The sequence below is a fragment of the Alteromonas lipotrueae genome, assembly GCF_019249215.1.
Taxonomy (GTDB): domain Bacteria; phylum Pseudomonadota; class Gammaproteobacteria; order Enterobacterales; family Alteromonadaceae; genus Alteromonas; species Alteromonas lipotrueae.
This window is the reverse complement of record NZ_JAESDI010000002.1, coordinates 275,181-288,121: the sequence shown is the minus strand read 5'-3', so window position 1 is coordinate 288,121 and position 12,941 is coordinate 275,181. Positions and strand designations below refer to the sequence as shown.

The window sequence follows — 12,941 nt, the reverse complement described above, 5'->3', positions numbered from 1 at the left end:
AAGTCATGGTGTGGACTTTAACTTTTACAAAAATAATAAAACCAATAGCCTTCATCGACCCTGCATCGAGAAAATTCGCACCGCAAAACTAAAATAATCGTTGGGAAAAACTATGAAATTAGCATCGTTAGATATCACAGTGTTTGTGATCTATGTGGTGGCGCTTATCGGCATCGCATGGTGGGTATCAAGGGAAAAGCAGGGGCACGAAAAAGATACGAACGACTACTTCTTAGCAGGCTCTAGCTTGCCGTGGTGGGCAATAGGGGCCTCGCTAATTGCAGCAAATATATCGGCAGAGCAGATCATTGGTATGTCAGGCTCTGGCTATCAGCTAGGTTTAGCTATTGCCTCTTATGAGTGGATGGCAGCCATCACACTTATTATTGTAGGAAAATACTTTTTACCTATTTTCTTAAAGCACAAAATATATACCATGCCGCAGTTCTTAGAGCAGCGTTACGACCATCGAGTGCGTAAAGTCATGGCAGTATTTTGGTTAGGGGTTTACGTATTTGTAAACTTAACCGCAGTCTTGTGGTTGGGCGCTTTAGCCATTAACACCATTGCTGGTGTGGACATGGTTTACGGCATGATATTCCTAGGTGCTTTCTCGCTAGCTTATTCGTTATACGGCGGGCTAAAAGCTGTGGCACTTACCGATATTATACAAGTGGTGCTATTAATATTCGGCGGCCTGTTTTTGTCTTACACCGCGCTTAATTTAATCAGTGGCGGTAATGGCCCCATTCAAGGTTTTATCGACCTTAGCAACCAGCTACCTGAAAAATTCGATATGATTTTATCGAAAGATAATCCGCATTATATGGACTTGCCGGGCATTTCCGTACTCATTGGTGGTATGTGGATAATGAACCTGTCGTACTGGGGCTTTAACCAATACATTATTCAGCGCACATTGGCGGCGAAAAGCCTACAAGAAGCCCAAAAAGGGATTGCGTTTGCTGCATTCCTTAAACTGTTAATGCCATTGATTGTGGTGTTACCAGGCATTGCGGCAGTGCTATTAGTGCCAGAACTTTCAAAGCCTGATCAAGCCTACCCATCACTAATGAGCATGATGCCAGTAGGGTTGAAAGGGGTTATTTTTGCCGCGTTAGTAGCAGCTATTGTGTCGTCGTTAGCCTCGATGACCAACAGTGTATCGACCATTTTCACTATGGATTTATATAAAGACAAACGCCCAAATGAAAGCCAACATCACTATGTGAAAGTAGGGCGTATAGTGAGCTTTGTATCACTTATTATTGCCATGGTTACGGCAAAACCGCTACTGGGGAATTTCGACCAAGCCTTTCAATATATCCAAGAGTTTACTGGCTTCTTTACGCCAGGTATTTGCGCCTTGTTTGTATTGGGCATGTTCTGGAAGAAGACCACTGCAACCGGTGGACTGTGTGCGGCACTAGGTTCGTTTGTACTTAGTATTGTATTCCGTCAATTCTGGCCTGAACTGCCATTTATTGACCGTGTTGGAATTGTGTTCTTACTTTGTGTTTCTGTGGCTATTATCGTGTCGCTTGCAGAGAAAAAAGGTGTACATGAAAATGCGGTAGATTTAGACGAGGTCGAATTCGCTACAACGAAAGGGTTCAATATTGCCGCTTTCGCCGTGGTGTGTTTGCTTATCGCCTTCTATGGGGCTTGGTGGTAAAAATAATTGGTGGAAAAGAGTAATGGTATAGGCGCTTATTCTAGTAAGCGCCTAAGAAAACCATGCGAAAGTTCAGCCGACAAGCGATGAAAATTTTGATAGCGTTCAAATTTGAAAGCGCGCGGGAGAGAAAAAACTTAATTTCTCTCGTTCAAAATAAGATATACTAACCGGCTAATATCGATGAAACTTTCGCACTTGTTGTTGTCACAAAGTGATAGAGCAGCAAGGCACTAAATACGTTACAGGAGACACCAATGGCAACGAAAGGCGTTAACAAGGTCATACTTGTGGGAAATCTAGGTAATGATCCTGAAGTACGATACATGCCTAACGGTAACGCCGTTGCGAACCTAAGCTTGGCTACCAGCGAAAGCTGGAAAGATCCGCAAGGCCAAATGCAGGAACGCACTGAGTGGCACCGCCTTACTATGTACCGTCGCTTAGCAGAAATTGCCGGAGAATATCTGAAAAAGGGTTCTCAAATTTACGTTGAAGGTAAATTGCAAACGCGTAAGTGGCAAGATCAGTCAGGCCAAGACCGTTACACTACAGAAATCATTGTAGACCAAATGCAAATGCTTGGTGGTCGCGGTGGTGAAGGTGGCGGTGGTAATGCGGGTGGCGGTTATCAACGCCCTCAGAATAACCAGCAAGGTGGATACCAGCAACAAGGTGGTCAAAGCCAAGGTGGTTATCAGCAGCAAGGCGGCCAAAATCAAGGTGGTCAAAACCAAGGCGGTTACCAACAACAAGCGCCTAATCAAGGCGGTGGTCAGTCACAGCCTAAGCAGCCTCCAATGGCAGAGCCAGACTTTGATTTTGATGATGATATTCCGTTTTAAATTCTGATAAAGCTTTTTTGTAAATCAAAAATAGATACTAAGCCCTTATTTTAAGGGCTTTTTTTTGTTCTAAATTAATCGATTAGTAGCTAATTAGCTCGTTGTGAAGCGCGATATTTATCAGACAAATTTAAAGGGGCACTGATATAAGAAATCTCTTATCGACAATTAACGCAAGATACGGCAGCATAACTTAAAAAATAAACAGTTGAACGCACGCGTTTGGTTGGAATTTGTATCAACAAGGAAGAATGGGATGGCAGTATATATCCGAGTGTTCGTTATCTTTTTGAGTTTCTTTTCGATAACTAACGCAAGTGCAGAAACGACGAGTATAGGTCCCGATGCCGAGACTTTATTAGCACTCAAAACAGAGGCTACAGAATATGCAGACAGCGGGGCGGTAATACTCAGTCGCAGAACCGAAATTACGGTCGACGAGCAACGTTTAGAGTCCACCAAATATTACCGTGCTATCTATATTGCAAGCGAAGAGGCGGTATCCGACTATTCAAAATTAGTTAACTCGTTCAATGCTTATTATCACACTAGCAGTATCGATTTTGCTCGGGTAATTGCTGCCGACGGTCAAATTTTCAATATGCAAGATGATGCTATCTCTGAAGTGTCAGCTAATAATGACGATTACCTTGATGATATGAAGCGTATTGAGTTCGCTGTACCTCAGTTAAAAGTCGGTAATATTATCGAGTACCAAATTGACGAGAAGCAGACGAAAGCGATTATAGATGGTGAATGGTTCACCGGCATTCGCTTTAATCACGTAAAATTTTTACCGCAAAAAAACTGGGTGAGAATCGATCCTATTCTGTCCTCGTTAACCACACTCACTATTCCAAACACCGTTGATTTATATATCGAAAATCGAAACACAGATTTGTCTCCGCTTGTGACAAAAAGTGGAAGCACAACGCAGTACGAGTGGAAAATGGATAAGCTAGAAGGCATAGAAATTGAGTCTGGCATGCCGCCTATCGATGAAACCTTACCTCTCGTTTACGTCTCTACGATGAACAATTGGAAAACAGTAGATGATTGGTACTGGGACTTATTCAAGCCAAGCTTGATGCCAGCAGATAATGTTACCGCGTTAGCGAATGAACTGTTTAGTGATCAGGACACCCAGACCGATAAAGTAAAAGCGGTGTTTGATTACATGCAAAAAAATGTTCGTTATATAGGTGCGCATGTTAACCGTGGGGGCTATCAGCCTCATACTGCGCAAGAAGTGCTGCAGAACGCCTATGGTGACTGTAAAGACCAAACAACTCTTATTGTGGCGCTACTCAACGAAGCCGGTATAAAAGCGTCACCAGCACTAGTAAATACCTACAATGGAAGTGTTGTATTTGACGATTTACCAGCACTTAACTTTAACCATATGATCACTTACGTTACCACGGATGAAGGTAGTTATTGGCTAGATACCAGTGGCCAAACGGGCACTTTCCCAGGGTTAAGTGCCATGCTTGGGGGCAAACGTACATTTGTGGTAACGGGCAGCGCGGGTGAGCTAGTAGAAGTTCCCCATGTTCAACCTGAAGAGAATGTGGCAAAAGTGGGGGTTGATTATTCGCTGAATGATTCTGCATTAGGCGCATCAGTAAAGATGAGTTTTGACGGTCAGGTAGAAACGAACCTTCGTAATTATTATCAATTTTCGCCAGAAAAGCGCGCTGTAGTAGAGCAACTTCTGTCGCCATTTGTTCACGATAATCGAGTAACGTCGTTTACCGCAACGGATCCCGCAGACTCGGCTACACCTTTTGAAATAGAGGGAAAGTTTGTAGATTTACTCTCTATTACTGAAGATATTTCTCGTTTTCATTACAGCATGAACTATGCGCAAATTTTGAAAGTCTTTACCGGTTTTTCCATTATGGAACCTGTATCTGAGCGCGACCAAGACCTTTATATACAAATACCCATTACGGTAGAACTTTCTATTACCTATCCAGCTCCATGGCCGGATGCTGAGCTAGTGCAAAATGGCCCTGCCAGCAATTATCAAAACCAATTTTTTGAAATAACACATACTGCGCAGCCTAGTGATAACGAAGTAATAAGTACCTCAAAATTCGTACTGTATGCGCAAACCATACCGGTTGAAGAATACGCAGCCTTTTTTAATGCTATTGATGCCTTTCAAAAAGGCAGCGAGAGTATGTTCGTATACGACAAGGTCATGGCAACATCACCGCAAAGCCACGCAACGTTATCTATAGAAGAGCAAATAGCGCACTCGCGCGCCCTGCTTGATAGTGGACACTTTGACGAGGCGTTAGAATACGTAAGCGAACTTGCTAATAGCAATAAAGACAATGGAGAAGTGCAGTATTTATTGGGTATTGTGCATGGTTTCAATGGTAAAGACGCTCTGTCTGAAGCGGCGTTTGAGCGTGCTGAGTCTCTTGGCTACCAGTATTAGTACATAAAGGATTATTAGATGATGTTTTACCGAATTGTACTACTTGCTAGCGTGATATTACTGAGCGGCTGCGAATCTACTTCAACCCAGAATGCAGATGCCTCGCCTGAACTCGTCGGTTTAGAGCAGCAGGTTGAGCGTTACCCAAATGATTCTCAGGCATTGCGTAATTTGATTGAGTACCAGTTAAAAGCGTTTGACCGAGAGCCAGATTATGACTTATTGAATAAGCTGCAAAGTAATTTGCAACAAGGCATAAAACAAGCGCCTAACGATCGCTATTTTGCTTTTCACTATTATCGATTGAATTTGCAATTGGCATTTGTAGAGCAAGAGTACGACGAACAAAAGTGGCAAGCGTTTTATACACAGCACCCGTTTTTAAGTACATTAGACATTGCGCCGCCGGTGTATGTTTCATACTTACTCGAGCAACCCCAAGATGAAAAAATGTTAGCGGCGTTAAAGCAAACGGTTCGTGACAATCCATTTTTTATGAATGGGGCTTTAGAGTTAGCTTATTATTATTATGATCAGGAACAGCTCGAATTAGCCATTTACATTGTTGAGGCGGCGCGAAAGCGAGATGATAGTAATCCTGATGCAAAGTCGGACTGGGTGCTTTATCAAACGGAATACGCACTTAATAATATGTGTGATACGGGCACTTATAAACCATTAGACGATATCATTACCGAAAGCCGTCTTTTGACGCAGTCTTTTCCTAATGATCCATTTCATTTTAATTTACTCGCGGAATTATTCCGTATCAGCAATAAAACCACGTTGGCCGTCTATACCGCACAAAAAGCGGCTAAATTAGATCCTAGCTATCAGAGTTATTTAAATGAAATGTATTTATGGGATACCAAAATCGATAAAGTCATCGACTATGAGATAACTGATGTTGATAGCAAAGCAGAGATTTTACTTACCCAAATTTACGCAAATATTGCGGCGGGGAATTGGGATAAAGTAGGTAATCTTGCTAGTCGTTATAGTCAAGCTGATGAGGCTCGAATCTATGGGGTACTTTATGGTGCGTATGGCTATAGAATGCAGGGTAATAGCCAAGAAAGTCGTGAGTTATTAAACTTTGCCTCTGAGCAACTTGAATTGGACGATTGGCAAAAAGGGATGCTTAACTTTGCCAAAGGCAGTATTGATGAAACGCAATTGATGGCACTGGCGAGTGATCGCTGCGAACAGTCTGAAGCTTTATTCATTGCAGCCTTAAATCACATAGAAAACGACAACGCTGAACTTGCAGACACCTACTGGCAGCGTATTTACGACCTTGATATACGAACGTTTTTTGAATTTGCAGTAGCAAAAAATAAAATCAAAGCAGCAAGTAAATAATAGTACTCGACTTGAACCAAAGTAAGGGGGCACCCGCAAGGTATCCCCAATATCATTAAAGAAACGGTTAAGAACCATTTAGGTGATTGTTTAAACCGTAGAGATATATTTTTCAATTAATCTATCAAACGAGCTTTTTTGCAGGGGCTTAATAATGTAACCCTTTGCCCCTTTTTGCATCGCTTTAGTCACTGTAGCTTTATGCTTATCCCCTGATAGCATGATAATAGGAGTATCGGCGTTTAGGCTTTGCTGAGAGCCCGCTTGGCCTACAATGTAGATGCCGTTAGTGTCTGGTAAATTCACATCCATCAGCACAAGGTCGTACTTTTTGGTGGATAAAGAAGCGAAGGCTTGCCTGCCTGTAGAAACGGCATCGCAATGCATCTTATATTTATCAATCAACCGCTTGGTTAGCTGAAGGCTAATAATGTCATCCTCAACCACGAGGATAGATGGCACATCGTTCTTTTTTTCCAGTATTTTTTCGGGGTCGATATCTTGGTTATATAGTCTGTTAAAGGCGTAGCCTTTGTCTTTTTCTGCGGTGCTTGTGCTTGCTTCAGTACTCGCATCTGTTGTTGCTTCTTCAGCACCAGTATTTGACGTTAATTCTGCCGTTTTTAAATCGAGGGTTTTTTCTAATAAGCTAATCGCCCTCGCTTGAAGTTTTATTAACTCTGGGCGAATTTGGTCTGCCTTCATTTTAGATAAGGTTTCTTGTAACTTGGCAATATCAAGATCTACGGATTGCTCCATTTCTACCCGTGTTACTGCTCGTTCTAATGCGTTTTCAATTTCTACAATAGAGCTTTCGAACTCCGACTGTAATTGGTTTTTGTAGTCTAGACCTTGTTTTAACGCATGTTTTATTTTGTCATCAAAATGGTCGATTTTGCTGAAATAGGTTTGTTGAGCAAGCATTTCTCTGTCTTGAACATGCACTCCTAGTTCGCTAAATAAATGTTCGCAAATTAATATAATGCGATGTAATTCATACACAGGTCTGGCGACCATGTAGTCGTCTATAATTCCTGCCGCATGCGCTTCATAGGCTTCTTTCTCATACTGACGAGGAATTAAACTAACAATTTTATGGTTACATAAGCGATATGTCTTCAACGCCTCAAGGGTTCGGTAATAGGTAAAAAGGCTTTTCTCCAATGAGTCGCCTGTAAGCAGAATGACTTTGGGTTTAGCATCAGTAAGAAGCTTGCATAAATCTTTCAGCGAATGGCAAGTTGCGTAATCGTCAAAGTGCGCTTTTACCATCTCGATAATGATTTCATCACTTTGAGGATCTGTAATATAGAGAACTATTTGAGCTTCACTTGAGTGAGTCATGATTTTCCAAATATTTCCTTAAATGGGCTAGAAGCTCTTCAATACCCTCTTTCATTGCTTCCCAATCTGCCACTCTGGGCGCGTCTATTGAATCGCTGTTAGCTGCATTTTCAACAATTTCGCATTTCTGGCTTAAACGATAGGCACCAACTGTCCTCGTACTACTTTTCAATTTATGGGCAAATTTTGCCAAGCCTTTCCAATCCTTCGCTTTGGCTAAACGGCACATTTTGGGGAAATCGCGTGTTAGATTACTTTGATACGAGTATAAATAGTCATACTCCTCAACGGCGCTTATATTCCCTGTCATTTCGATGAGGGCTGAAATATCGAAAACGCTTGTGGGATCAATACTGCTACTCACTTCACTACTGTCATAGAAAAAGTCATCATCAAATATACATTCATGTAAACCAGCTTCGTCTGTAATAGCTGTAGATGTTGCCAACTGTCCCTTTTGTTCTAATTCACTGTCTAGGCGACGTGTTAAGTCTGCTAATGTTTGTAATGTGAGTGGCTTCATTAAAATGCGATCTACCCCAACGTCATTACAAAGCGTTTGGCATTGTTTTGAGTTATCGGCAGTCAGAATTAACATAATCGCGGGTGGTCTTTGCTCACTTTCCTCTATATCTCGCAAAATCCCGATAAGCTCCCCACCTGTAATAACAGGCATTTGATAATCACTAATTACTACGTTAAATGTCTGCTGCTCAAAGAAAATAATGGCCTCTTCTGCTGACATCGCAAAGAAAGCCTTAATATTCAGAGTGTCAAATTGCTTTTTAAGTACATAGATATTATCGATATTATCTTCCACCACTAAGATACGCAGACGGTCGGAAATATTGTCAGGCTGTAAGTGCCTAACGCTAGATGATGCAGGCGGCGAAGTAGATGAAATTAGGTTGATTAGTTCACCCAATTTAAGTGGCACTAGATGGATTTGGTTAATGTTAACAGGGTCATATTGGTTTATATTGTCTACCAGAAGCGCAGTTTGGCCCAATGGCAGATTGGAGATGTTGTCTTGTAAAGACAATTCAGAGTCGAGCAAAGCAAACTCGTGTACCTTGGTAGCATCAAGCAAATAGATATGGTTTGATTGTGCTTGCTCTGGCAAGGTGTTTATTAATTGGGTTTTAAAAAGTAGTCGTTGTTCGTATCGTTTAAGGTCATAAAAAAAAGTGGCGTTGTTGGTTACAAACGTATAATTATCTAAATGTGCTGGTACCGATTCTATTTCCGGCGCTGAACAGGCTTCTAACGGTAATTGCACTACAAACGTTGAGCCTTTCCCTAACTCACTCTCAACGTAGATATGGCCGCCCATCAACTGAACAACTTTTTGACAAATACTCAACCCCAATCCTGTGCCACCGAAGGTTTTATGAATTTCTTCATTCGCTTGGGTGAAACGGTCAAAAATAGTGTGTATTTTAGCGGCCTCAATACCAATACCATTATCGATAACGTGGAAATGAATGTAATTCGTTAATTCATCTTTCAACACTTCCAAACGTAGTGTGGCATTCAACGTTCGATTAAATTTAAGCCCATTGCTTAACAAGTTTGTGAGAACTTGCATGAGGCGCAATTCGTCGACTTTAATCAGGCTCGGAATAATCGGGTCGATAAATAACGTAAGTTCAACACTTTGTTGTTTCGCTTGCCCATATAAGTGACCGATCAATTCCTCACATAGTGTCCTCAAGTTAATTTCTGATGGCGAAAGTTGAACCATGTTGGCATCAAACTTGGTGAAGTCTAATACATCATTGATGAGGTTCAGGAGAGAGTTTGCACTTTTCGATAATCTTCCTAAAAGCTCATTCCCTTTAAGATCTTTTTGATGCTCACATAAATCTAGCAAACCAATAATACCGTTTAATGGTGTGCGAACCTCGTGACTCATTGCCGCCATAAAATTACTTTTTGCATTGCTAAGAACATGCGCTTCGTTAAATGCGCTTTCAAGCTGCTCATTAAGGCCTTTAATCTGAGATTCATTAATGATGAGACCTACCCGCCCGTCTGTGAAGGTTAAATTGTCGCGATATTCATAAAATTGCCCGTCAGGAGAGGTGAACGATAAAGATAGCTCCTGTTTACTGCTAAATTTGCGCCTCAAAAATCGATAGGTTAATGCCTGAAGACGTTTGTCCCGTTGCGCGAAGTAGACGCTGAAATCTTTAAGAATGGTATCTAGTGGCACACCGTTTAAACTTTTATTCGTACTAAAAGGAAATATCTTTTGGAATTGTTCATTAACAAGGTCGATTTTTCCTTCGCTAAAAATTATAGCCGCATCGGGGATCTGATCGATGGCCGTTACAAGGTTATAGTATCTCTTAGCTAGCGCCGAAGGCTTCGACCGAGCAATTTTAACCAGTGTTCTTCCATGCTCCATTGGCATGGCAGTACACAGTTTTTCTTCCCCTTCAATGACACAAAAAGCGAGTTCTTGCTCGCGGTTTAATAAAGGCATTATTGCGTCCATAATAATCGGCAAGTTAGAAGACAGAACCTTGCTGTCCTTTAATTTATTATTTGAAGCAAGAATGTCAAAGTCGTTATTTACCACAAGCACGGGATGGTAAAACAGATTAATCAGGCTCTGAGTCTTTTTAAGGTCTTTATTAATTTCAATATCTTTAATAGTCATGAAAAGGTGGTCTATTATTAAAATAACGCCAATCAGGCGTGATAAAAGCCATGATTAAAAAATTGTTAAATAAGAAATCACCAACTAATTCTGAGCTCAATTTTTAGCGAATTCAGTTTGGCTCATAACAATTTTACTGTAGATGACAATAGCGATAATTGCGAAATTAGTGGTTAGAAAACGTTATGAAGAATGGAAAGTGAACTTACTAATACATAGCTATCGTCAGTGGTTAATGCGTTTTTGACGCGACCTGATTAGAGCGTATTTCTAAGGGCTGGCGTTTCAGCGGTAGCCTATAAGACTTATGGAGTAGCTAACAGTGAAGGATGTGTTAACTGCAAGGCAGCTTGTGTTCAATGAAGACCACGAAGTATTTGCTTGCGAATTTTTGTGCTTGGGCGAAGCAGATTCCGACATACTCTCTCACCCGCAGGTGGGGCTACTACAAGAGGGAATGACCAGCGAGTTATTAGCAAGTGTATGCGAGAGTATTGCGAAAAGCGATAGGCACCTAAATGTGCCTATATTCATCAATATCGATCAGGATTTTCTAAGTGAAACCGACAGCCTTTTACCGGTAAAACCAAACATTATTCTCGAGATGCTCGCCACAGTAGAACCCACAGATTATAATCTCAAACGAATTCGACAATTGAGGCGTAGAGGTTTCAACTTTGCGCTGAGTGAATACGCATTCGACCCTTCTAAATCGATGTTCTTTAAATACATCAAAGTGATTAAAGTTGATGTGTTAAATGTGACTCAAGCACAGCTTAGAAAAAGCATCCCAATATTAAAAAAATCAAAGTGTTTAATATTGGCAGAACATGTGGACAACCAAGCGGTATATGAAAATTGTAAAGCATTAGGGTTCGATCTTTTTCAGGGAGATTTCCTTGAAAACCCGTTTATTATTGATGGTAAGAAAATAAGCGCAAAGCAACATAATGCTTTAAACCTAGTCTCTGAACTCAGCAGAAGTGATATTGAAGTTGATAGCGTCGCAGATATGATTTCTCTTGATCCTGTCCTGACAACGAAGATTTTACTTTTAATAAACTGTCCTCTTTATCAACTTGTTCGTGATGTTAACAGCGTTAGAGAAGCTGTGGTGATATTGGGGCTGAAAGTCGTCAAGCAATGGGCAATCATCATGTCTTTGATGTCTGTCTCAACGAGCCCTACCGAATTATTTCGAACATTATTAACAAGAGCGAAAACCCTTGAACGTATTGCGCTGCATAAACAGAATGAGCAAGATGCGATTAACCCATCAGAATGCTTTTTAGTGGGCTTACTTTCAGGCGCAGATGCAATTTTTGAAGTTGGAATAGAAACACTTGTTAGTAACCTGAAGCTGGAAGCGCGTTTAAAACAAGCTTTATTAACCCGTGATAATGCTCTTGGTTTACTGCTCACTAATGTGATGGGCATAGAGCGCTTCGATAGCCAAACTTTCGAGGGCTTATCGAATGAGGAGATCTGCCTTTATGGCCGTTGTCATCAAGATGCAGCGCTATGGGCAGACAATGTCATGAACAACTTATGAGTAGACTTGAGAGCCCCTGCTGATAGCAAAGAAACGGCGTGTAAGTAAGCGACTGAAGCGTGTATAGTACCTATAATGGCTTACCTTTTAGCATCAGGAGCTTTTATGTTCACCGGATTGTGTGCCTTTCCCCTCACGCCATTTCGCCACGAAAAAATAGACTTTCACGCGTTTGAAAAGCTCATTAGCAACCTAAAGCAAGCAAATGTCGATTCAATATGCGCCATGGGATCTACCGGCCTTTATCCCTATTTAAAGAGGGATGAGCTAGCACAGGTGACGGAATCTTCAGTTGCTACCGCAAACGGTACACCTGTGATGGTAGGCATTGGTTCACTGCGTACTTATGATGTGCTTAAAAATGCGGAGGTGGCACAAAAAGCGGGGGCGAAAGCGTTGTTACTGGCCCCTGTTTCGTATCATCCGTTGCATGAAGCTGAAGTACTTGCGCTGTACCAAAGGGTCACCTGTGAAATCTCAGTTCCCCTGTGCATTTACGAAAACCCAGGAGTGACCCAGTTTAGTTTCAGCGACACGCTATATACCCAAGTTACCCAGCTACCAAACGTAGGCGCGATTAAAATTCCCGGAATGCCTTTTGCTGATGCTGATGGCAATGCGACTGGGGAAGCACGACTTTTTAGCTTGCGAAATTTAGTGCCAGAGCATGTAGCCATTGGTGTGAGTGGTGATAAATTTGGCGCGTTGGGTATGCAAGCGGGATGCGATTTATGGTTATCTGTGCTGGGAGGGCTATTTCCTAATACGGTGAAAACCATGATTGCATCAACTCAATCATCATCGTTGCAAGCAGTGATAGCACAATCTGAACGCTTAACGCCGTTATGGGATTTGTTCGCTCGCAATAAAGGCGGTATGCGCGTGATGGCCACCGCTGCGGCAATACTGGGTTACACAGAAGCAAATTGTTTACCTCATCCATTACAGCCCCTTCAGGCCGAAGATAAACAAAAACTCGAAGCGATTTTAACGCAATTATCACTGGATTAAGTTGCACGTGACTCAGTGCTAATCTGTTGCCAACGCTA

General features: G+C 41.7%; 8 protein-coding genes. 6 read left to right on the top strand and 2 right to left on the bottom strand.

The genetic code is table 11. The annotated features are described in order from the left end of the window. The first annotated feature begins 112 nt into the window (after positions 1-112). The 4 genes from JKP82_RS02980 to JKP82_RS02965 all read left to right on the top strand — a co-directional run bounded on the left by JKP82_RS02980 (position 113) and on the right by JKP82_RS02965 (position 6,331). Positions 113-1,675 carry a sodium/sugar symporter gene (locus JKP82_RS02980; protein ID WP_159528020.1) on the top strand — a complete coding sequence of 521 codons (1,563 nt, stop codon included), beginning with the start codon at positions 113-115 and terminating at the stop codon, positions 1,673-1,675. Between the two features lie 257 nt (positions 1,676-1,932). Continuing rightward, complete coding sequence (locus JKP82_RS02975; protein WP_159528021.1) at positions 1,933-2,520, top strand: single-stranded DNA-binding protein; 588 nt, start codon at positions 1,933-1,935, stop codon at positions 2,518-2,520. Positions 2,521-2,776: 256 nt separating this feature from the next. After that, a complete protein-coding gene (locus JKP82_RS02970) occupies positions 2,777-4,969 on the top strand; it encodes a transglutaminase family protein (RefSeq protein WP_218395798.1) in 2,193 nt (730 codons plus the stop codon). 18 nt (positions 4,970-4,987) lie between these two features. Beyond that, a complete protein-coding gene (locus JKP82_RS02965; RefSeq protein WP_218395796.1) occupies positions 4,988-6,331 on the top strand; it encodes a tetratricopeptide repeat protein in 1,344 nt (447 codons plus the stop codon). Positions 6,332-6,421: 90 nt separating this feature from the next. On the opposite strand, the gene JKP82_RS02960 is transcribed toward JKP82_RS02965, so the two are convergent. Then, positions 6,422-7,675, bottom strand: a complete 1,254-nt coding sequence (locus tag JKP82_RS02960; protein WP_159528024.1) for a response regulator — start codon at positions 7,673-7,675, stop codon at positions 6,422-6,424. Further along, positions 7,659-10,340 carry an ATP-binding protein gene (locus JKP82_RS02955; protein WP_218395794.1) on the bottom strand — a complete coding sequence of 894 codons (2,682 nt, stop codon included), beginning with the start codon at positions 10,338-10,340 and terminating at the stop codon, positions 7,659-7,661. Before JKP82_RS02955 ends, JKP82_RS02960 begins: the two co-directional genes overlap by 17 nt. Before the next feature lie 352 nt (positions 10,341-10,692). Between JKP82_RS02955 and JKP82_RS02950 the strand changes: the two genes are divergently transcribed. Both JKP82_RS02950 and JKP82_RS02945 read left to right on the top strand, forming a co-directional pair. After that, positions 10,693-11,892, top strand: coding sequence for an EAL and HDOD domain-containing protein (locus JKP82_RS02950; protein WP_218395791.1), 1,200 nt, complete (start codon positions 10,693-10,695; stop codon positions 11,890-11,892). A gap of 105 nt (positions 11,893-11,997) precedes the next feature. Continuing rightward, the gene (locus tag JKP82_RS02945) at positions 11,998-12,903 is read left to right on the top strand and encodes a dihydrodipicolinate synthase family protein (RefSeq protein ID WP_218395789.1); all 906 of its coding nucleotides are present in this window, start codon (positions 11,998-12,000) and stop codon (positions 12,901-12,903) included. The last annotated feature ends 38 nt before the right edge of the window (positions 12,904-12,941 follow it).

Bases quoted from the DNA above. Each gene is read 5' to 3' on its own strand.
- JKP82_RS02980 (WP_159528020.1), top strand. From the start codon at position 113: ATGAAATTAGCATCGTTAGATATCACAGTGTTTGTGATCTATGTGGTG.
- JKP82_RS02955 (WP_218395794.1), bottom strand. From the start codon at position 10,340: ATGACTATTAAAGATATTGAAATTAATAAAGACCTTAAAAAGACTCAG.
- JKP82_RS02945 (WP_218395789.1), top strand. From the start codon at position 11,998: ATGTTCACCGGATTGTGTGCCTTTCCCCTCACGCCATTTCGCCACGAA.
- JKP82_RS02960 (WP_159528024.1), bottom strand. From the start codon at position 7,675: ATGACTCACTCAAGTGAAGCTCAAATAGTTCTCTATATTACAGATCCT.
- JKP82_RS02970 (WP_218395798.1), top strand. From the start codon at position 2,777: ATGGCAGTATATATCCGAGTGTTCGTTATCTTTTTGAGTTTCTTTTCG.
- JKP82_RS02965 (WP_218395796.1), top strand. From the start codon at position 4,988: ATGATGTTTTACCGAATTGTACTACTTGCTAGCGTGATATTACTGAGC.
- JKP82_RS02975 (WP_159528021.1), top strand. From the start codon at position 1,933: ATGGCAACGAAAGGCGTTAACAAGGTCATACTTGTGGGAAATCTAGGT.